19 protein-coding genes and 1 riboswitch are annotated in these 19,367 nt (G+C 72.0%); of the genes, 8 read left to right on the top strand and 11 right to left on the bottom strand.

What is annotated here, in order from left to right; translation table 11 throughout:
- Positions 1-36: 36 nt before the first annotated feature.
- The gene (locus IG86_RS0134475) at positions 37-1,230 is read right to left on the bottom strand and encodes a S8 family peptidase (protein WP_030902191.1); all 1,194 of its coding nucleotides are present in this window, start codon (positions 1,228-1,230) and stop codon (positions 37-39) included.
- 364 nt (positions 1,231-1,594) lie between these two features.
- On the opposite strand from IG86_RS0134475, the gene IG86_RS0134470 reads away from it, so the two are divergent.
- Together IG86_RS0134470 and IG86_RS0134465 are read left to right on the top strand one after the other, a co-directional pair.
- The gene (locus IG86_RS0134470; protein ID WP_030823444.1) at positions 1,595-1,942 is read left to right on the top strand and encodes a protease inhibitor I9 family protein; all 348 of its coding nucleotides are present in this window, start codon (positions 1,595-1,597) and stop codon (positions 1,940-1,942) included.
- Between the two features lie 125 nt (positions 1,943-2,067).
- A complete protein-coding gene (locus IG86_RS0134465) occupies positions 2,068-3,807 on the top strand; it encodes a serine/threonine-protein kinase (protein WP_030902180.1) in 1,740 nt (579 codons plus the stop codon).
- 27 nt (positions 3,808-3,834) lie between these two features.
- On the opposite strand, the gene IG86_RS39385 is transcribed toward IG86_RS0134465, so the two are convergent.
- Positions 3,835-4,017, bottom strand: coding sequence for a hypothetical protein (locus IG86_RS39385; RefSeq protein WP_045937381.1), 183 nt, complete (start codon positions 4,015-4,017; stop codon positions 3,835-3,837).
- A 127-nt stretch (positions 4,018-4,144) separates the two neighbouring features.
- On the opposite strand from IG86_RS39385, the gene IG86_RS0134455 reads away from it, so the two are divergent.
- On the top strand, positions 4,145-5,032 hold the full coding sequence (locus IG86_RS0134455) for a S41 family peptidase (RefSeq protein WP_030823440.1): 888 nt from the start codon (positions 4,145-4,147) through the stop codon (positions 5,030-5,032).
- Here IG86_RS0134455 and IG86_RS0134450 read toward each other — a convergent pair.
- The 6 genes from IG86_RS0134450 to thrC all read right to left on the bottom strand — a co-directional run bounded on the left by IG86_RS0134450 (position 5,029) and on the right by thrC (position 10,632).
- On the bottom strand, positions 5,029-5,637 hold the full coding sequence (locus tag IG86_RS0134450) for a phosphoribosylanthranilate isomerase (protein WP_030823438.1): 609 nt from the start codon (positions 5,635-5,637) through the stop codon (positions 5,029-5,031). The two genes, IG86_RS0134455 and IG86_RS0134450, sit on opposite strands and share 4 nt — an antisense overlap.
- A gap of 73 nt (positions 5,638-5,710) precedes the next feature.
- Entirely contained in the window at positions 5,711-6,250 is a 540-nt protein-coding gene (locus IG86_RS0134445) for a hypothetical protein (RefSeq protein ID WP_157854963.1), read from the bottom strand.
- Between the two features lie 249 nt (positions 6,251-6,499).
- Positions 6,500-8,119: a chaperonin GroEL gene (gene groL / locus IG86_RS0134440; protein WP_030823434.1), complete on the bottom strand. Its 1,620-nt coding sequence runs from the start codon at positions 8,117-8,119 to the stop codon at positions 6,500-6,502.
- Between the two features lie 317 nt (positions 8,120-8,436).
- On the bottom strand, positions 8,437-8,643 hold the full coding sequence (locus IG86_RS0134435; RefSeq protein WP_030009783.1) for a cold-shock protein: 207 nt from the start codon (positions 8,641-8,643) through the stop codon (positions 8,437-8,439).
- Between the two features lie 399 nt (positions 8,644-9,042).
- Entirely contained in the window at positions 9,043-9,321 is a 279-nt protein-coding gene (locus tag IG86_RS0134430; RefSeq protein WP_030027575.1) for a MoaD/ThiS family protein, read from the bottom strand.
- Positions 9,322-9,357: 36 nt separating this feature from the next.
- The gene (gene thrC, locus IG86_RS0134425) at positions 9,358-10,632 is read right to left on the bottom strand and encodes a threonine synthase (RefSeq protein ID WP_030902177.1); all 1,275 of its coding nucleotides are present in this window, start codon (positions 10,630-10,632) and stop codon (positions 9,358-9,360) included.
- Between the two features lie 17 nt (positions 10,633-10,649).
- Positions 10,650-10,807: riboswitch (SAM riboswitch) on the bottom strand.
- A gap of 185 nt (positions 10,808-10,992) precedes the next feature.
- On the opposite strand from thrC, the gene IG86_RS0134420 reads away from it, so the two are divergent.
- Both IG86_RS0134420 and IG86_RS0134415 read left to right on the top strand, forming a co-directional pair.
- Entirely contained in the window at positions 10,993-11,943 is a 951-nt protein-coding gene (locus IG86_RS0134420) for a glucosyl-3-phosphoglycerate synthase (protein WP_030823431.1), read from the top strand.
- A gap of 47 nt (positions 11,944-11,990) precedes the next feature.
- Entirely contained in the window at positions 11,991-13,448 is a 1,458-nt protein-coding gene (locus IG86_RS0134415) for an alpha,alpha-trehalose-phosphate synthase (UDP-forming) (protein ID WP_030902174.1), read from the top strand.
- Positions 13,449-13,586: 138 nt separating this feature from the next.
- On the opposite strand, the gene otsB is transcribed toward IG86_RS0134415, so the two are convergent.
- From otsB to IG86_RS0134400, 3 genes are read right to left on the bottom strand one after another with little or no spacing between them, the layout of a single operon-like run.
- Positions 13,587-14,435: a trehalose-phosphatase gene (gene otsB, locus IG86_RS0134410; RefSeq protein ID WP_030823425.1), complete on the bottom strand. Its 849-nt coding sequence runs from the start codon at positions 14,433-14,435 to the stop codon at positions 13,587-13,589.
- Between the two features lie 33 nt (positions 14,436-14,468).
- Entirely contained in the window at positions 14,469-14,705 is a 237-nt protein-coding gene (locus IG86_RS0134405; protein WP_030823422.1) for a DUF3263 domain-containing protein, read from the bottom strand.
- Between the two features lie 43 nt (positions 14,706-14,748).
- Entirely contained in the window at positions 14,749-16,047 is a 1,299-nt protein-coding gene (locus IG86_RS0134400; protein ID WP_030823419.1) for an extracellular solute-binding protein, read from the bottom strand.
- A 176-nt stretch (positions 16,048-16,223) separates the two neighbouring features.
- Between IG86_RS0134400 and IG86_RS0134395 the strand changes: the two genes are divergently transcribed.
- From IG86_RS0134395 to IG86_RS0134385, 3 genes are all read left to right on the top strand, one after another.
- Positions 16,224-17,156, top strand: a complete 933-nt coding sequence (locus tag IG86_RS0134395) for an ROK family protein (RefSeq protein ID WP_030823416.1) — start codon at positions 16,224-16,226, stop codon at positions 17,154-17,156.
- Positions 17,156-18,307 carry an N-acetylglucosamine-6-phosphate deacetylase gene (gene nagA / locus IG86_RS0134390; RefSeq protein ID WP_030823413.1) on the top strand — a complete coding sequence of 384 codons (1,152 nt, stop codon included), beginning with the start codon at positions 17,156-17,158 and terminating at the stop codon, positions 18,305-18,307. Before IG86_RS0134395 ends, nagA begins: the two co-directional genes overlap by 1 nt.
- 138 nt (positions 18,308-18,445) lie before the next feature.
- Complete coding sequence (locus IG86_RS0134385; protein ID WP_030823410.1) at positions 18,446-19,363, top strand: 1-phosphofructokinase family hexose kinase; 918 nt, start codon at positions 18,446-18,448, stop codon at positions 19,361-19,363.
- Positions 19,364-19,367: the final 4 nt, after the last annotated feature.

Raw genomic sequence — 19,367 nt, 5'->3', positions numbered from 1 at the left:
TGGCTCGCCTGTCGGGGATCCGGTCACCGGTCCGGGTCAGAGACCAGCGGTGAAGAGCAGCTTGTTCGGGCTGGCGGGGCTGAGCTTGCTCAGCCCGTCCTTGGTGGATTCCTGCTCGATGAACTCCGCGATCTCTTCGGGCGCCGCGCTCGGGTGCGCCTGCTTGTAGAGGACGGCGACACCCGCGACGTGCGGTGCGGCCATGGACGTGCCGTCCAGGGCCACGCTGCCACCGCCGAGCTTGGCGGAGACGACGGCCTGGCCAGGTGCGTACAGGGTGACGCACGAGCCCCAGTTGGAGAAGTCGGTCTCCTCGTCCCACTGGTTGCTCGCCGCGACCGTGACCACCTTCCCAGCCGATGCCGGGGAGACCCCGCACGCGTCCTTCGCGGAGTTGCCGGCCGCGACGACCGGCAGCACACCCGCGTCGGTGACCGCGTCCGCGGCGTTGTTCACGGAGTCCGACCGGTCCCCGCCCAGGGAGGCGTTCAGCACCGCCGGCTGCTTGGCGTTCTTCGCCACCCAGTCCAGGCCCGCGATGATCCCCGACCAGGTGCCCTTGCCGTCACAGCCGAGGACGCGGACGCTCACCAGGCTCGCCTTGCGTGCGACCCCGTACGTCTTGCCCGCCACCGTGCCCGCGACGTGGGTGCCGTGGCCCTGGCAGTCCTGCCCGTTGCGGCCGTCCGCGATGGCGTCGAAACCGAAGGTGGCACGGGTGGCGTCGGGGCCGCCGAATTCGGTGTGGTTGTAGTCGATGCCGGTGTCGAGGATGTACGCGGTCACCCCGGCGCCGTTGCCCTCAACGGTGAAGTTGTCGTCCAGCGGCAGCTCCTTCTGGTCGATGCGGTCCTGGCCCCACGAGTTCGACGGGGCCCGCATGCCCGCGACGGTGCTCGGCTTCGGGACGGACTGGACGTTCGCGTCCTCCTCGACCGACTTCACCCCCAGGCTGTTGCGGACGACCGTCAGCTGGAGCGCGGTCATCGGGACCGCGAAGCCGTTCAGCGCCGAGGTGTAGACGAACGACGGCTTCAGGCCCAGCTTCTGCGCGGCCTTGGCGGCGTCCACCCCCTTGTCCAGCGTCACGATGTACCGGCCGGGTACCGGGTTGGCGGCGGTCTTCAGCGGTGCCGGAGTCGGCTCCGGGGCGGCGGCGGAGGCACTGCCCGCCGCGATCGGGGGGACGGTGAGCAGGGTGGCGGCGGCCAGGCGTGCGAGCAGGCGCATGGAAAGGGCTCTCTGACGGGGTGGACATACGGCATGGATGAGCCGCCCTCACGGCACCGGGTGCTCTTGCGGGGGCGGCTCTCAGCTCCATCGATGCCACCGCCGGGCGGGGCGAACCACCGGCTCACCTGGTTGCGCGGCCGGTGCCTCGCGCCCCCGTGCCGCCCGGTGCGCAGTGCAGAAAGGATTGCCCCGCTGTGCCGTCCCGGCCGTGCTCCGGCCCGCACGGCCGGTGACCGCCCGGCAGGATCACCCGTACGGTCCGCCCCCACTTCAGGGGGCGCACGGCCGGTGCGCCGCCCGTGCACCCGCCACGCCCACCGGGGTCTTTGACCGGCCCGGCCGTGCGTGATGCCCTCCCCCCATGCGCATCCTCATGAGCCGAGCGGGCCGGGCCCTGCCCGCTGCCGTCGCCGTCCTGGCCGCCGTCACCGTCCTGCCCGCGGCCGCGGCCACCGCCGCCACGGCCGCCCCCGTGTCCCGTGTGGCCACCGCCGACGAAGCCCCGTACATCGTCACGGTCCACAAGGACGTCGATCCGGCGAGGGTCGCCGGAATGGTCGGCGCCTCCCCGGACTACGTCTACAGCACCGCCCTGCACGGCTTCTCCGCCCGGCTGAGCCCCGGCCAGGTCATGGCCCTGCGCGTCATGCCAGGGGTGGAGTCCGTCCACGAGGACGGCGGCGTGTCCTCCTTCGGCACGGCCGACTGACCCGTACGCGACGCCGGCGCCCGGGGCCCGCCCCCGGCTCCCCGGCATCACCCCGTACCCGCCCGGCGCTTAGGGTTACGTGGATCAACTCATCGGTTGGTCCGGTAGGGATCGGGGGGAGACCGATGAACAGCGCGACCGAGGCGTTCCAGCCGCTGCGGGCTGACGATCCGCAGACCGTGGGCGGCTACCGCCTCGTCGCCCGGCTCGGGTCGGGGGGCATGGGCCGGGTCTACCTGTCGCACACCCAGGGCGGCCGTCCCGTCGCGCTCAAGGTGGTGCACCCCGAACTCGCCGAGGACCCGACCTTCCGGCGGCGCTTCCGCCGGGAGGTGGAGGCCGCCCGGCGGGTCCGGGGGGCGTACACCGCCGAACTGATCGACGCCGACGCGGAGGCGACACCGCCCTGGCTGGCCACCGTGTACGTGCCCGGTCCGTCGCTGTCGGAGGCCGTCGCCCGGCGCGGTCCGCTGCCCGACGCCGCGGTGGTGTGGCTGATGGCGGGCGTGGCCGAGGCCCTCGTGGCCGTGCACGGCGCGGGCGTCGTGCACCGCGACCTGAAGCCGTCGAACGTACTGCTGGCCGCCGACGGACCCCGCGTCATCGACTTCGGCATCTCGCAGGCCTCCGGCCTCACCGCCACCGCCACGGGCAACACCATCGGCACACCCCAGTACATGGCCCCCGAGCAGGGGCTGGCGGGCGGGACCACGCCGGCCACGGACGTCTTCGCGCTCGGCCAGACGGCGGCCTTCGCGGCGCTCGGCAAGCCGCTGTACGGGAACGGCCCCTCCATGACCGTGCTGTTCCGGATCGTGCACTCCAAACCCGACCTGGCCCAACTGCCGGAACCGCTGCGGCCGCTGTTCGCCCTGTGCATGGCCACCGCACCCGAGGAGCGGGCCACCCCGGCGGAGATCCTGGCGTGGTGCCGCGCATACCTGGGCGAGGAGGCCATCGCGGGCGGCGGACCGGCCGTCTGGCGGGAGGTCGCGGGCCCGGAGGAGGAGATACCGGGTCCCGTCGCACGGCCCGCCACGGCGCGGCCGACGCCGGGGGGCGGGACGCCGGGGAGCGACGCGGACCACGCGACGGCCCTCCCGGCAGGAGCCGCGGCGCCGGAGCCCGGGCAGGCTACGTCCGCCGCGTCGGAAGCCGCGGTCGTGGCGAAGCCGACGGCATCGGAGCCGCGGGCGGCGTCGGACGCGCAGCCGGAAACGGGCGCACGTCCGGGAACGGGCGCTCCGGCGGCGGTGCACAAGCGCAGGCGCGCCGCACGGGTCGCCGGCGTGGTGGCGATGACCGGCGCGCTGACGCTGGCCGGCCTGGGCTGGAAGCTCATGGACGGCACGGACCGGGCGGCCGGACGGGAGACCGCCGCGGCCAAGTCGTCCGGCCCGGCGGCGACACCGGCCGGCACCGCGCCCACGCCGACGCCCACTCCGACACCGACGCCGAGCGCGTCGCAGCCGCCCAAGCCCGTCCCGTACCCCGGGCTGGAGCTGAACGAGAAGAACTCGATCAGCTTCAAGGAGCCCGTCCAGCACGAGGACGGTGACCGCACCGGGGACATCCGCATGAAGTGCGGGATGGCCAGCGGCTGCGTCATGGAGAGCGACGACAGCGTGTTCTCCACGCCGAAGAAGGCCGGCACCGGCAGCCTCGAAACGTGCCGCGAAGAGCTGGAGTTCGCCCAGCGGTCCGAGCTGACGCTGCACGTCCTGGCGGCCGGCAGCGAGGTCTGCGTCAGGCACCCCTCGGGGGACATCGCGCTGTTCGTCATCGGGATCAAGTCCGCCCCGGGCCTGTCGAAGAACCCCAGCTGGCTCAGGGCCGACATGACGATCTGGCGCGCGGCTTCCTGACGCACTCCCGGGGAGCGGCGGGCGGCGTCACACCGCGCCGTGCGGCGCGTCCCCGTCGAGTGCCACGACGAGGAAGGCGTCGGCGTCGAGGTCCATCACGACGGTCGCCCGCAGGCCGCGCTCCCGGCACCTGGCCGCGTACTCCTCGGCGGGCCAACTGCCGTAAGGGTCACCGGCGGGAAAGGAGTTCAGCACCTTCTTACGGCGCACCGCTTCCACCTCCTCAACGACGAAGCGTCCTCACCGCCCTGTTGCCCCGCCCTCCGGATCCCATGCGGCACACCCCCGGCGAAATCCCGCTGGGCTGCTCCCGGTTCACGACCTAGCATGACCCACCGTGCCTCACAACGAAGAGATCATCGAACAGGCCCTGCAGTGCATCGAGACGGGCTACGTCTTTCCCGAGAAGGTCGCGGAGATCGGCGCCGCGATCCGCAGCCGCCGCGCCTCCGGCGCCTACGCGGACCTCGACGGACCGGACCTCTGCCGGGCGGTCACCGCAGACCTCCAGGAGGTGTGCCCGGACAAGCACATGAGGCTCCTGTGGGTCGAGGAGACCCTGTCGCTGGAGCCGGAGGACCAGGACGCCGGACGCTCCGCGTTCCTCGCGCTGCTGCGCGCCGAGAACCAGGGCGTGCGCCGCGTGGAGCGGCTCGACGACGGCGTCGCGCTCATCGAGATCAGCCGCATAGCCGGCACCGACGAGGGCGCGGCCGTCATCGGCGCCGCCATGCAGCTCGCCGCCGGCAGCTCGGCCCTGGTCCTGGACCTCCGCTCCTGCCTCGGCGGCATGCCCGAGGGAGCCGCCATGTGGTGCAGCTACTTCTTCCCCGACGACCAGGTGCACCTGCACGACATCTACGACGGGACCAGCCGGACCACCCGCCAGTACTGGACCGCGGGCCACCTGCCCGCACCCCGCTACCTCGACCGCCCGGTGTACGTACTGACCAGCGCCATCACCTTCTCCGGCGGCGAGGACGTCGCCTACACCCTGCAGGCGCACGGCCGCGCCACCCTCGTCGGCGAGACCACCCGGGGCGGCGCCCACCCCACGGTCCGGCACACGCTCACCGAGCACATCCAGGTGACCGTGCCGATCGCACGCAGCATCAGCACCGTGACCGGCGGCAACTGGGAAGGCGTCGGCGTCCTCCCCGACCTCCCCGCCCCGGCCGACCAGGCCCTCGAAACGGCCCTCAAGGCACTCCGGGCCACGGCCTAGCCCCGGGCGGCGCGCGCCGCCTCGACGAAGGCGCGGATCAGCTCCGGCGACTTCACGCCGCGCTCCCGTTCGACGCCGCTGGACACGTCCACGCCCCACGCCCCGGTGGCCGTGAGCGCCTCACGCACGTTGCCCGGGTTCAGCCCGCCCGCCAGCAGCCAGCGACCCTCGGGCGCGGTGAAGTCCTCCGACCCCCAGTTCCACGGCTTGCCGGAACCGGGGTCGGGGGCGTCGAGCAGCAGCAGGTCCTCGCCGTACTCACCGCAGCGCTCCACCCGCTCGGCGGTCGCCCGCAGCAGGGTGCGGCCCTCGGCGCGCAGCGCCGCGAAGTCGCCTGGGCCCTCCTCGCCGTGCAGCTGCACGGCCCGTACGCCGCTCTCCTCGGCGAGGCGGCGCACCTCCTCGACGGACTGCCCGCGGAACACCCCGACGGTCAGCACCGGGTCCGGCACCCGGGCCGCCAGCTCGCGCGCGGTCGCGGCGTCGACCGTACGGGGGCTGCCGGGCGCGAACACGAACCCGACGGCATCGGCCCCGGCCGCCACCGCGGCGTCGACGTCGGGCGCGGTCCTGAGCCCGCAGATCTTGACGAAGAGGTCAGCCATACGCCCAGCCTATGCGGAGCGGAGCGGAGCGGACCGGAGCGGACCGGAGCGGACCGGAGCGGACCGGCCTTCGTCAGCGGCCGACCTGCACGGGCCCGAGCACGGTCCCGCCGACCAAGTCCGCGAGGTGGGCGGCGCCCGCGTCGTCGGCGGTCGCGAAGTGCACGTAGACGGTGTGCCGCCCGTCGGGATGCTCCTCGTTGAGGTCCAGCTCCACCCGCTGGTTCGTCGGGTCGGCCGACGAGGACGGTATCCCGGGCACGTCCGGCCAGGCCCCCCGCCACAGCATCGTGGCGGCCCCTCCGCGCAGCGCCCGCAGGAACGCCTGCTCCACCGGTCCGGGAGCCGCGTACGCGTCGACGGTCAGCGGCAGCGCCGCCGCCAGCTCCCGGTCGTCGCGTGGCAGTTCGGCACCCAGGTACCAGGTGTCCGCCGCCGCCCAGTAGTCCGACGGATCGAACATGCCCGCCGGCAGCAGCGCCGCCATCCCCCGGGCCTCGGCGACGCTCTCCGTCCGCGCGCACAGCCACATCTCCGGTTCGAGCGGCCTCATCCGCCCGCACAACAGCCGGGCCCGCCGGTACGCCTCACCGAGGTCGTCGGTCCTGTACACCGGGTACGCCCGCGAACTTCCCATCCGGCGCTCAGCCCCGCCCGGGCTCGACGGGATCGGTGGTGCGCGGGACGGGATAAGCGACGGATTGGCCCATGGGCCGTACGGTCACACAGCCCGGGCCGCCCCGGCCAGCGGTTTTCCCACTTCCGCGGCCGGCCCGCTGCCGAGGACCGGGAACGCCCGAGGGCGGCACCCCCGTGGGGGTGCCGCCCTCGTTCGAGAACAGCCGATCAACCAACAGGCCGATCAGAAGTCCATGTCACCGCCCGGCATGCCGCCCGGAGCGGCGGCGGCCTTCTCCGGCTTGTCGGCGATGACGGCCTCGGTGGTCAGGAACAGCGCGGCGATCGACGCGGCGTTCTGCAGCGCGGAGCGCGTGACCTTCGCCGGGTCGATGATGCCCTCGGCGATCATGTCGACGTACTCGCCGGTCGCGGCGTTCAGGCCGTGACCGATCGGAAGGTTGCGCACCTTCTCCACGACGACGCCACCTTCGAGACCACCGTTGACGGCGATCTGCTTCAGCGGGGCCTCCAGGGCGAGCTTCACGGCGTTGGCGCCGGTCGCCTCGTCACCCTCGAGCTCCAGCTTCTCGAAGACCGCGGAGGCCTGCAGCAGGGCCACGCCACCACCGGCGACGATGCCCTCCTCGACGGCCGCCTTCGCGTTGCGAACGGCGTCCTCGATGCGGTGCTTGCGCTCCTTGAGCTCGACCTCGGTCGCGGCACCGGCCTTGATGACGGCCACGCCGCCGGCCAGCTTCGCGAGGCGCTCCTGGAGCTTCTCGCGGTCGTAGTCCGAGTCGGAGTTCTCGATCTCGGCGCGGATCTGGTTCACGCGACCGGCAACCTGGTCGCTGTCACCGGCACCGTCGACGATGGTCGTCTCGTCCTTGGTGATGACGACCTTGCGGGCGCGGCCGAGCAGGTCCAGGCCGGCGTTCTCGAGCTTGAGGCCGACCTCCTCGGAGATGACCGTGCCGCCCGTGAGGATGGCGATGTCACCGAGCATGGCCTTGCGGCGGTCGCCGAAGCCCGGGGCCTTGACGGCGACGGACTTGAAGGTGCCGCGGATCTTGTTGACGACCAGGGTCGACAGGGCCTCGCCCTCGACGTCCTCGGCGATGATCAGCAGCGGCTTGCCGGACTGCATGACCTTCTCCAGGAGCGGCAGCAGGTCCTTGACCGAGCCGATCTTGGAGTTGACGATCAGGATGTACGGGTCGTCGAGGGACGACTCCATGCGCTCCATGTCGGTGGCGAAGTACGCCGAGATGTAGCCCTTGTCGAAGCGCATGCCCTCGGTGAGCTCCAGCTCCAGACCGAAGGTCTGGGACTCCTCGACGGTGATGACGCCTTCCTTGCCGACCTTGTCCATGGCCTCGGCGATGAGCTCGCCGATCTGGGTGTCGGCGGCGGAGATGGAGGCCGTGGAAGCGATCTGCTCCTTGGTCTCGACATCCTTGGCCTGGGCGAGCAGGGCGGCGGAGACGGCCTCGACGGCCTTCTCGATACCACGCTTGAGGGCCATCGGGTTGGCACCGGCGGCCACGTTGCGCAGGCCCTCGCGGACGAGCGCCTGGGCCAGGACGGTGGCGGTGGTCGTACCGTCGCCGGCGACGTCGTCCGTCTTCTTGGCGACTTCCTTGACCAGCTCGGCGCCGATCTTCTCGTACGGGTCCTCGAGCTCGATCTCCTTGGCGATGGAGACACCATCGTTGGTGATCGTGGGGGCGCCCCACTTCTTCTCAAGGACGACGTTGCGACCCTTGGGGCCAAGGGTGACCTTGACGGCGTCGGCGAGCTGGTTCATCCCACGCTCGAGGCCGCGACGGGCCTCCTCGTCGAACGCAATGATCTTGGCCATCTGAAGTGGTCCTCCCGGACAGCGGTGGATTGCTCCCAGGACCGCGCCCGCGCCCGCGACGGACGGCCTGCGTGCCCGGCGGTTCCTTCCCACCGGACCCTGCGGGCCTCACCGACCCGGTCCTCGTTTCAGTAGCACTCTCACTCGTAGAGTGCTAACGCCAATGATTAGCACTCGACCCCGTCGAGTGCAAGCGGCTTCGTCGAAGGCCCTGGTGACACGCGAGGGGCCCACATCCCGTGTCCGGGATGTGGGCCCCTCGTGGATCTTCCGGGTCTTCGACGGAAGACCGTGCGTCGGTGGTCGATGCTCCGGGACTAGCCGAGCGCGAGCTTGACCATGTCCGCCTGCGGACCCTTCTGGCCCTGCGAGATCTCGAACTCGACCCGCTGACCCTCTTCAAGGGTGCGGTACCCGTCCATCTGGATGGCGCTGTAGTGGACGAACACATCCGCACCACCGTCGACCGCGATGAAGCCGTAGCCCTTCTCCGCGTTGAACCACTTGACGGTGCCCTGAGCCATGCCTAACTCCCCTATTACTGGCCCTTGCGCGGGAACGCACTTCGCGTTACCGGGTCAGAACTTGCGTCGGAACGCTTCGACCGAGGCTGAATGTATCTGCGCGAGTGCTGTCTGCAACAGGTCAATCCGACGAGAAATCTGGACACCGAGAAACATTGAAATAGAGTGAAAATTTGGCATGTTCCAGGGCAACTCGGGCCCGGCATATCTCGCCAAAGCCCCATACCGCACCCGCACATTGACCCGATGTCGACCCTCGCGCGACCCGTTCATATGCAGCGGGCAAGTCCAGCGGAGGGGACTTCCCCAACTCTACCGTGCCCAATCAAGCAGAATTACCCCCTCCGCTTTTAGCGGAGGGGGTAATTTCGTTTTGTCGGCCGGGGGCTGAGCCCCGGATCAGCAGCCGCCCGCGACAGCCGGAATGATCGAGACGCCGGCGCCGTCCGGCGTCACCGCCTCCAGCCCGCCCTCGAAGCGCACGTCGTCGTCGTTGACGTAGACGTTCACGAAGCGGCGGAGCTTGCCCTGGTCGTCCAGGACGCGCGCGGCGATGCCCGGGTGGTTCTTCTCCAGGGACTCGATGACCTCGGCGAGGGTCGCGCCCTCGGCCGGGACCTCGGCCTGACCGCCGGTGTAGGTGCGCAGGATGGTGGGGATGCGGACGTTGACGCTCATGGCGCTACTGCCTTTCCGGTAGTGCGTGGAGGGTGGTCAGGCCAGGCTGGCGGCGCGGAACGCGTCCAGGCTGGGGCGGATGGTGGCGGTCTGTCCGCTGTCCGCGGCCACCGCCTCCAGGGTCTTGAGGCCGTCGCCGGTGTTGAGGACGACGGTGGTCAGCGCCGGGTCGAGCTGCCCGTTCTCGATGAGCTTCTTCGTCACGCCGACGGTCACGCCGCCCGCGGTCTCGGCGAAGATGCCCTCGGTCTGCGCGAGGATCTTGATGGCCTCGACGACCTGCTCGTCGTTGACGTCCTCGACGAAGCCGCCGGTGCGGCGCGCGATGTCCAGGACGTACGGGCCGTCCGCCGGGTTGCCGATCGCGAGGGACTTGGCGATGGTGTTCGGCTTCTGCGGGCGGACCACGTCGTGACCGGCCTTGAAGGCGGTCGACACCGGGGAGCAGCCCTCGGCCTGGGCGCCGAAGATCTTGTAGGGCTTGTCCTCGACGAGCCCGAGCTTGATCAGCTCCTGCAGACCCTTGTCGATCTTCGTCAGCTGCGAGCCGGACGCGATCGGGATGACGATCTGGTCGGGCAGCTGCCAGCCGAGCTGCTCGCAGATCTCGTACGCAAGGGTCTTGGAGCCCTCGCCGTAGTACGGGCGCAGGTTGACGTTGACGAAGCCCCAGCCCTCGCCCAGCGGGTCGCCGATGAGCTCCGAGCAGAAGCGGTTGACGTCGTCGTAGTTGCCCTCGATGCCGACCAGGTCGCCGCCGTACACGCCGGCCATGACGACCTTGCCCTGCTCCAGGTCGTGCGGGATGAACACGCAGGAGCGGAAGCCGGCCCGGGCGGCCGCGGCGCCGACGGCGCCGGCCAGGTTGCCCGTGGAGGAGCAGGACAGGGTGGTGAAGCCGAAGGCGCGGGCGGCCTCGACGGCGATGGCCACGACGCGGTCCTTGAAGGAGTGCGTCGGGTTGCCGGAGTCGTCCTTGACGTACAGCTTGCCGGTGACGCCCAGCTCCTTGGCCAGGTTCGCCGCGTCGACGAGCTTGGTGAAGCCGGGGTTCAGGCTGGGCTTGGACGCCACGTCGGCGGGGACGGGCAGCAGCGGCGCGTAACGCCAGATGTTGTTGGGGCCGGCCTCGATCGCGGCGCGCAGGGCCTCGGGGTCACCGGTCGGGAGCTCGTAGGCGACTTCCAGCGGTCCGAAGCACTCGACGCACGCGAAGATGGGACCGAGCTCGAAGCGGGTACCGCACTCGCGACAGGAAAGGCCGGTGGCAGGTCCGAGATCGACAGAGGTGGCGACAGTCTGTGCAGCCATGATGGCGAGGCCCTTTCTCCTCATCTTCCCCATGGCGCATTTCGCCATGAGACGGAATTGGCACCTTCCCTAGCCGGGGACCTCGCTGACGAGCGCTGCTGCGCGATCGCGAGAACCGACTGGAGGGTTGCCGGGGCTTCAACGGGCCGTGTCCCTCTGCCCCTCTGGATGAGCGGTATGGCACCGGCACACGCGCTCTGTGGCGCGCCGGTGCGTTTGTACGCGGGGGACCCCGGCATGCGGTGGTCCTTCGCGTTGTTCAAGACTGTAACCGAAGGGGCGGGCGGTTGAGACAGCCGTCCGAACCGCGAGATGGATCACAAAAAGGCGGATAACGCCGATACGCAGGGAGTGCTGAGGGTGCTGGAAGAGGTGGAGCGCTGGCTGGCCGACCGCTCCTGGTCCGCCGCCGACCGACCGCTCGACCAGCTGCTCGACCTCAAACGGGCGGCCGGGACCACGGTCAGCGTGGTGCTGCCCGCGCTCGACGAGGAGGCGACGGTCGGCGCGATCGTCGAGGTGATCCGGCGTGAGCTGATCGAGGGACTGCCGGTCCCCCTCGTGGACGAGCTGGTCGTGATCGACTCGGGCTCGGCCGACCGGACCGCCGAGGTCGCGGCGAAGGCCGGCGCGCGGGTGGTGCACCGCGACGAGATCCTGCCGCGGATCCCGGCGCTGCCCGGCAAGGGCGAGGTGCTGTGGCGCTCGCTGCTGGCGACCACCGGCGACATCGTCTGCTTCGTGGACGCCGACCTGCGGGACTTCTCCGCCGCCTTCGTCTCCGGGATCGTCGGCCCGCTGCTGACCGACCCCGGCGTGCAGTTCGTCAAGGCGATGTACGACCGGCCGCTGGGGGACGCCCCGGGCCAGGGCGGCCGGGTCACCGAGCTGGTCGCCCGCCCGCTTCTGAACCTGCACTGGCCGCAGCTGGCCGGCTTCGTCCAGCCGCTGGGCGGCGAGTACGCCGTGCGCCGCTCCCTGCTGGAACGCCTGCCCTTCCCCGTCGGCTACGGCGTCGAGCTGGGCCTGCTGGTCGACGCGCTGCACACCGTCGGACTGGACGCGCTGGCCCAGGTGGACGTGGGCGTCCGGCTGCACCGCCACCAGGACGGTCAGGCGCTGGGCCGGATGGCCGCTGCGATCTACCGGACGGCCCAGGTGCGGCTCTCGCGCGGGCACCTCGTACGGCCGGAGCTGACGCAGTTCGAGCGGGGTCCGGAGGGGTTCGTGCCACGGACGTACGCGGTGGACACCGAGGAGCGGCCGCCGATGCGGGGCGTGCAGGAGTACGGCCGGCGCCACGTCGCGTGACCGTGTCCATACGTTTGAGCGAGCGCGGGCCGGGCTAGGTTCGCCGCATGGCTTCTCAGGTACTCGTCGCGGCGAACCGCGGCCCGCTCTCCTACGCCCTCTCCGACGACGGCACCCTCAGTGCCCGGCGCGGCGGGGGCGGTCTCGTCTCCGGACTCTCGGCGGCCCTCGCGGAGCAGCCGGGTGCGCTGTGGATCTGCGCGGCGCTCTCGGACGCGGACCGGGAGGCGGTCCGGCGGGACGTCTCCGAGCCCGGTGTCCGGATGCTGGACATCGATCCCACGATGTATGACGACGCTTACAACGGCATCGCGAACTCGGTGCTGTGGTTCACGCACCACCACCTGTACGACGTGCCGCGCGAGCCGGTCTTCGACGCGGAGTTCCGGCGGCGGTGGGGCTCGTACGTGGCGTACAACGAGGCCTTCGCGCGCGCCCTCGCCGAGGAGGCGGCCCAGGGGGCCCGGGTGCTGGTGCAGGACTACCACCTGGCGCTGGTCCCGGGGCAGCTGCGGGAGCTGCGGCCGGACCTGCGGATCGCGCACTTCACGCACACGCCGTGGGCGTCGCAGGAGTTCCTGCGGATGCTGCCCGACGACATCCGCAGCGAGCTGGTGTGGGGCATGCTCGGCGCGGACGTCGTCGGCTTCCACACCTGGGCCTGGGCACACACCTTCATGGACGGTGCGCACCTGGACGACGAACGGGGCATCGCCGAGCCGAAGTCCGCGGCCGGGGTGGAGCCGTCGCACGCGAGGTACGTCCATAAGAACCCGTCGAGTCCGGTGCGGCACAAGCGGACCGAGGTGGCCGTGTACCCGCTGGGCGTGGACGCCGAAGAGCTGCGGGCGCTCGCGCACCGGCCGGAGGTGGACGCGAAGCTGGCCGAGCTGCGGGCGCAGGTCGCGGGCCGCAGGACGATCGCCCGGGTGGACCGGACCGAGCTGTCGAAGAACATCCTGCGGGGCCTGCTGGCCTACCGGGAGCTGCTGACGGTCCACCCCGAGTGGCGCGGCCGGGTGGTGCACCTGGCCTCGGCGTACCCGTCACGGCAGGACCTGAAGGTGTACCGGGACTACACGGCGGCGGTCGCGGAGCTGGCGGCGGAGATCAACGCGGAGTTCGGCACGGAGGACTGGCAGCCGGTGCTGGTGTCGGTGAAGGACGACTTCGCCCGGTCGCTGGCGGTCTACCGGATGGCGGACGTGGCGCTGGTGAACCCGGTGCGGGACGGGATGAACCTGGTGGCGAAGGAGATCCCGGTGGTGTCGGAGGCGGGGTGCGCGGTGGTGCTGTCGACGGGGGCGGGGGCGTACGAGGAGCTCCGCGAGGACGCGCTGACGGTGAACCCGTACGACGTGTCGCAGACGGCGGAGGCGCTGCACGCGGCGCTGTCCATGCCGGACGAGGAGCGTGCGGAACGCACCAAACGCCTGGCGGCGGCCGCGACGGCCCTTCCCCCGGCCCAGTGGTTCACGGCCCAGCTCTCCGCTCTGGAGGCCTGAGGTTGCCGGGCCCGGCCCGGCCCCGGTCCTCAATCGCCGGACGGGCTGGTTCTTTCAGCCTCGCCGGCGTTTGAGGCGCGGGGGCTCGGGGGCTCGGGGGCAGCGCCCCCGCCACGGCGCCGCGCCCGGCAGAGGAGGTCAGCCCCGCAGTGCCACGGCCAGGGCGGCCAGGAAGGAGGCCACGGAGCCCGGTCCGGGGAGGACGAGGTCGGCGCGGGCGGCGAGTTCCGGGACTTCCGCCGAGCCGCTGCACACCAGCAGCCCGGGCAGCCCCTCGGCCCTCCGCTTCTCGACGGCCGAGTACGCGGCGAGGTCGCCCAGGTCGTCCCCGGCGTAGAGCACCGTCTCGGCGTCCCGCTCCGCCAGGAACTCCGTCAGGGCGACGCCCTTGTCCATGCCCGGGGGCCTGAGCTCCAGTACCGCCCGCCCCGGTTCGACCATCAGCCCGTGCCGGGCGGCCAGCTCGGTCAGGGGCTCCCGCAGCGCCGCGAAGGCCGCCGCCGGGTCCTCGGCGCGCCGGGTGTGGACGGCGAGCGCCCGGCCCTTCTCCTCGATCCAGGTGCCGCGCCAGGCCCCGATCGAGTCCAGGAACCCGGGCAGCTCGGCCCGTACGGCCGCCACCCCGGGGTGCTCGGCGGGGGCGTGGACTATGCCGGTCACGGCGTCCCAGCGTTCGGCGCCGTAGTGGCCGAGGACGACGAGGTGTTCCAGTCCGGGCACCCCGGCGAAGCCGCCGTAGCGGACGGCGACGCCCGCGGGCCGCCCGGTGACCACGGCCACCGAGTCCACCTCGGGGGCGAGGGCCGAGAGGGCGGGAACGGCTTCGGGATGTGCCCTGGCCTGGTCCGGGTCCGGGACGATGTCGGCGAGGGTGCCGTCGAAGTCCAGGGCGACCACGGACCGGCGGGGTGCGCGGAGCAGGGCTTCGAGTCCCTCGCGTCCGGCTGCGGTGACGGGCATCGGCAGGTCGTGCGGATGGCTCCCCATAGGCACGACCCTAACGGCCCGGCGGGACGACGGCTATCGCCGGGCTCGCTGGGCTTCGCGGATCCTGCGCAGCCGGTTGACGGTGCCCGGGGCGTGGGCCAGTGCCCGCGGGTCGTCCATGAGCGCGTTGAGCAGCTGGTAGTAGCGGACGGGGGTCATCCCCAGCCCTTCCCGTATGGCCCGTTCCTTGGCCCCGGGCCCCGGCCAGGTGCGTCCCTCGTACGCGAGCACCGCGGCCTCCGCGGCCGTCAGCTGCCCCTCGTCCGTCATACCGCCAGATTAACGCCGCCGTCCGACAGACGGCGGCGTCGGGTCAGCGCGGGTCCGCCGCGCGGGCCGCCGTGGCGATGTCCTCCAGCACCTTGGCGGGCTGTCCGCCGGGCTGGACGGTCTTGCCGATGTCCTGCTTGATGTCCTCGCTGACGCCCGCCCAGGACTTCTTGCCGACCGGGTACAGGCGCGAGCTGGGCAGCGCCGCCAGGAAGGGCTTCAGCCGGAGCGCCGGACCGCTCGTGGCGGCCTGCTTCGCCTGGTAGCCGGTGGTGGTGGCCGGCAGCAGGTCGTACTTGTCGGTGAAGGCCGTCACGTTCTTCGGCTGGTACAGGTAGTCCAGGAACTTGCCGGACTCGGCGCGGTGGCCGTTCTTGAAGGCCATGACCCAGTCCGCGACGCCCATCGCCGGCTGCTGGGAGCCGTCGGACGTCGGCAGCGCGACCATGCCGTACTTCACGCCCTTGGCCTCGGCCTGCTTCATCAGCGTCGGGTGTCCGTTGAGCATGCCGACCTCGCCCTTGGTGAAGGCTTCGAAGGCGGCCTGGCGGTCCAGTTTGCCCGGCTCGACGGGGCCGGTGAGGCCCTGGCCGACCATCTTGTCGCGCAGGAACTCCAGCGACTTGACGTTGTCGGCGGAGTCGATGGAGTAGCCCTCTTCGTTGTCGGTGTAGCCGCCACCGCCCGCGAGCATCCACATCATCGTCTCGGCCTGCGCCTCCTCGCGGCCCAGCGGCAGCGCGAAGGGGGTGGGCACGCCCGCGCCCTTGAGCTTCTTGGCCGCGGCCTCCAGGTCCGCCCAGCTCTTCGGCTGCCAGCCCTTGGCGTCCTTGGCGATCACGCCGGCGTCGGCGAGGAGCTTCTCGTTGTAGAAGAGCAGCCGGGTGCTGGAGACGAAGGGCATGCCGTACTGGGTCTGCTTGACCTTCCCGGCGTCCGCGAGCGGGGCGAGGAAGTCGGCCTCGGTCTTCACCGAGAGCAGCTCGGCCGTGGAGTACAGCTTGCCGGCGGCGGCGTAGTCGGCGTAGGCGCCGATCTGCGCGATGTCGGGGGCCTTGCCGGCCTTGACCATCTCGGCGACCTTGGCGTCGACCTCGGACCACGAGAAGACGTCGACCTCGACCTTGATGCCGGGGTGGTCCTTGTGGAAGCCGTCGGCGAGGTCCTTCCAGTAGGCCGCGGAGGAGTTCTGCGGATTGTCCCCGTAGTCGGCCGCCACGACCCGGAGGGTCACCTCGTTGTCTCCGGTGAGTCCGTCGACGGCTCCGCAGCCCGTCAGCGTCACAGCGGTCAGGCACAGCGCGGCGCCGGACGCGGCCAGGCTCAGGTATCGGCCCTTCACAGGTATCGATCCACCCCTTGTTGTACGTACGATCCACGTAAGGTCTACACCACTTTGGCGGCTCGTCCACATCGGGCTCCCCACCAGCACGCCCGATTTGTATGGTCACTCAACAATCCCCCTCAATGGACTAGACCTTTCCACGCCGAGCACGCGAGACTGTCTCTGTGAAACCCGTGAAACACGTCATCGCCCTCGATGTGGGCGGCACCGGGATGAAGGCCGCCCTCGTCGCCGCCGACGGCACCCTGCTGCACGAAGCGCGCCGGGCCACCGGCCGCGAGCGGGGCCCCGACGCCGTCGTCGAGACGATCCAGGACTTCGCCGCCGAGCTCCTCGCCACCGGCCGGGAACGCTTCGGGCGGGCCGCCTCGGCCGCCGGGGTCGCCGTCCCGGGCATCGTCGACGCCGACCACGGGATCGCCGTCTACGCGGCGAACCTCGGCTGGCGCGACGTACCGCTGCGCGCGCTGCTCGCCGCACGCCTCGGCGGCATCCCCGTGGCCCTGGGCCACGACGTGCGCACGGGCGGACTCGCCGAAGGCCGCATCGGCGCCGGCCGGGGCGCCGACCGCTTCCTCTTCGTGCCGCTCGGCACCGGCATCGCCGGCGCCATCGGCATCGCCGGCCGCATCGAGGCCGGCGCCCACGGCTACGCCGGTGAGATCGGGCACATCGTGGTCCGCCCCGGCGGCCCCGACTGCGGCTGCGGGCAGCGCGGCTGCCTGGAGACCCTCGCCTCCGCGGCCGCCGTCAGCCGCGCCTGGGCGGCCGCCTCCGGCGACCCGGCGGCCGACGCCGCCGACTGCGCCAAGGCCGTCGAATCCGGCGACGCGCGCGCCCGTGAGGTGTGGCTGGCCGCCGTCGGAGCCCTGGCCGACGGGCTGGTCACCGCGATCACCCTGCTGGACCCGCGCACGCTGATCATCGGTGGCGGGCTCGCCGAGGCCGGGGAAACCTTGTTCACACCACTACGGAAGGCCGTGGAGGAGCGCGTGACGTTCCAGCGGCTCCCCCACATCGTTCCGGCGGCCCTCGGGGACACCGCCGGCTGCCTGGGCGCAGGGCTGCTCGCCTGGGACCTACTCGCCACGGAGGTACCGGCCTGATGTCCGGAAGCGCACACAGCACTGTTCTCTCCGGCGCCAGGGTGGTGCTGCCCACCGGGACCGTGGCGGGCGGCCGGGTCATCGTCGACGGCGAGCGCATCGCCGGCAGCGCGCGCGAGGGCGCGGAGATCGTCGACCTGACCGGGCACTGGATCGTCCCCGGCTTCGTCGACATGCACAACCACGGCGGCGGCGGCGCCTCGTTCACCTCCGGCACCGCCGAGGACGTGCTCCAGGGCGTACGCACCCACCGCGCGCACGGCACGACCACCCTGGTCGCCTCCACCGTCACCGGGGACCTGGACGAACTGGCCCGGCGGGCCGGGCTGCTGGCCGAGCTGACGCAAGAAGGCGAGATCGCAGGCGTCCACTTCGAGGGGCCGTTCATCAACCCCTGCCGCAAGGGCGCCCACAAGGAGGACCTGCTCCGCGACCCCGACCCGGCCGAGGTCCGCAAGCTCATCGACGCCGCCCACGGCGCCGCCCGCATGTTCACCCTGGCCACCGAACTGCCGGGCGGCCTGGACTCGGTACGGCTGCTCGCCGAACACGGGGTCATCGCCGCGATCGGCCACACCGACGCCAGCTACGAGCAGACGCGCGCCGCCATCGACGCGGGCGCGACCGTGGCCACCCACCTCTTCAACGCGATGCCCGCGCTCGCGCACCGCGAACCCGGCCCGATCGCCGCCCTCCTGGAGGACGAGCGGATCACCGTCGAGCTCATCAACGACGGCACCCACCTGCACCCCGCCGCCCTCGAACTGGCCTTCCACCACGCGGGCGCGCACCGCGTGGCGCTGATCACCGACGCCATGGACGCCGCCGGCTTCGGCGACGGGACGTACCACCTCGGCCCGCTGGAGGTCGAGGTCAAGGGCGGGGTGGCCCGCCTCGTCGAGGGCGGCTCCATCGCCGGCTCGACGCTCACCCTGGACACCGCCTTCAAGCGCTCGGTGACCCTCGACAAGCTGCCGGTGGAGTCCGTGGTCCAGGCGATCTCCGCCAACCCGGCCAAGCTGATCGGCCTGTACGACGAGATCGGCTCGCTGGAGCCCGGCAAGTACGCGGACCTCGTGGTCCTGGACGCCGCCTTCGACCTCAAGGGCGTCATGCGGCGCGGCGAATGGGTCGTCAGCCCGGCCCTCTGAAGGCCCGCCTGACGGCCGTGCGGCTGGACAGGACGAGGTGGTCGGCCCGTGGGACCGGGCCGACCGCCTCACTCCCCCCGCTACCGCCGGGAGGTACCCCCTGGCATGATCCCGGCAGCAACAGACCCGGGAGTGCCCATGATCCTGACCGTGACGCTCAACACCGCGCTCGACGTCACGTACCGCGTGCCGCGGCTGCTTCCGCACGCCTCGCACCGGGTCACCACCGTCACCGAACGGCCCGGCGGCAAGGGGCTCAACGTCGCACGCGTCCTGGCCGCGCTCGGCCACAAGGTGACCGCGACGGGCTTCGCCGGGGGTCCGGCCGGCTCGCTCGTACGGAACATGCTGGCGGCGTCCTCCGGGGTGGTGGACGCCCTGCTGCCCTGCGAGGGCGCCTCGCGCCGCACCCTGGCCGTGGTCGACGAAGCCTCGGGCGACACCACGCAGTTCAACGAGCCGGGCCCGCACATCACGCCCGCGGAGTGGTCGCTGTTCCTCGCGCACTACGAGGAGCTCGTGGCCCAGGTGCGGGCGGTGGCCCTGTGCGGCAGCCTCCCGCCGGGCGTGCCCGTGGGCGCGTACGCGGTGCTCGTACGGCTGGCCCGCGCGGCCGGCGTCCCCGTGCTCCTGGACACCAGCGGCGAGGCCCTGCGGCGCGGGGTCGCCGCCCGACCCGAGATCATCAAGCCGAACGCCGCCGAGCTGGCCGAGCTCACCGGCTCCCGCGACCCGCTCCCGGCCACGCGCGACGCCCGCCGCCGCGGGGCGCACGCGGTGGTCACCTCGCTGGGTCCGGGCGGCCTGCTGGCCGCCACCGCCGAGGGCACCTGGCAGGCCGCCCCGCCGCGCCCGCTGTCCGGCAACCCCACCGGAGCCGGCGACTCCGCCGTCGCCGGCCTGCTGTCGGCCCTGGCGGAGGGCCTGGACTGGCCGGCCCGCCTCACCCGCGCGGTGGCCCTCTCGGCGGCCACGGTCCTCGCCCCGGTGGCGGGAGAGTTCGACCCCCGCACCTACGAGGAGGTACGGGGGTCGGTGAAGGTCACGCCCGCCTAGAAGG

The sequence above is a fragment of the Streptomyces virginiae genome, assembly GCF_000720455.1.
In the GTDB taxonomy this organism is placed as follows: domain Bacteria; phylum Actinomycetota; class Actinomycetes; order Streptomycetales; family Streptomycetaceae; genus Streptomyces; species Streptomyces virginiae.
Note: the sequence above shows the minus strand (reverse complement) of the source record. Positions and strands in the feature narration are given on the sequence as shown.

What these genes read in the sequence shown, in the direction of transcription:
- IG86_RS0134475 (WP_030902191.1), bottom strand. Translation starts at nt 1,230, where the DNA reads ATGCGCCTGCTCGCACGCCTGGCCGCCGCCACCCTGCTCACCGTCCCC.
- IG86_RS0134470 (WP_030823444.1), top strand. Translation starts at nt 1,595, where the DNA reads ATGCGCATCCTCATGAGCCGAGCGGGCCGGGCCCTGCCCGCTGCCGTC.
- IG86_RS0134465 (WP_030902180.1), top strand. Translation starts at nt 2,068, where the DNA reads ATGAACAGCGCGACCGAGGCGTTCCAGCCGCTGCGGGCTGACGATCCG.
- IG86_RS0134450 (WP_030823438.1), bottom strand. Translation starts at nt 5,637, where the DNA reads ATGGCTGACCTCTTCGTCAAGATCTGCGGGCTCAGGACCGCGCCCGAC.
- groL (WP_030823434.1), bottom strand. Translation starts at nt 8,119, where the DNA reads ATGGCCAAGATCATTGCGTTCGACGAGGAGGCCCGTCGCGGCCTCGAG.
- IG86_RS0134435 (WP_030009783.1), bottom strand. Translation starts at nt 8,643, where the DNA reads ATGGCTCAGGGCACCGTCAAGTGGTTCAACGCGGAGAAGGGCTACGGC.
- IG86_RS0134430 (WP_030027575.1), bottom strand. Translation starts at nt 9,321, where the DNA reads ATGAGCGTCAACGTCCGCATCCCCACCATCCTGCGCACCTACACCGGC.
- thrC (WP_030902177.1), bottom strand. Translation starts at nt 10,632, where the DNA reads ATGGCTGCACAGACTGTCGCCACCTCTGTCGATCTCGGACCTGCCACC.
- IG86_RS0134415 (WP_030902174.1), top strand. Translation starts at nt 11,991, where the DNA reads ATGGCTTCTCAGGTACTCGTCGCGGCGAACCGCGGCCCGCTCTCCTAC.
- otsB (WP_030823425.1), bottom strand. Translation starts at nt 14,435, where the DNA reads ATGGGGAGCCATCCGCACGACCTGCCGATGCCCGTCACCGCAGCCGGA.
- IG86_RS0134405 (WP_030823422.1), bottom strand. Translation starts at nt 14,705, where the DNA reads ATGACGGACGAGGGGCAGCTGACGGCCGCGGAGGCCGCGGTGCTCGCG.
- nagA (WP_030823413.1), top strand. Translation starts at nt 17,156, where the DNA reads ATGTCCGGAAGCGCACACAGCACTGTTCTCTCCGGCGCCAGGGTGGTG.
- IG86_RS0134385 (WP_030823410.1), top strand. Translation starts at nt 18,446, where the DNA reads ATGATCCTGACCGTGACGCTCAACACCGCGCTCGACGTCACGTACCGC.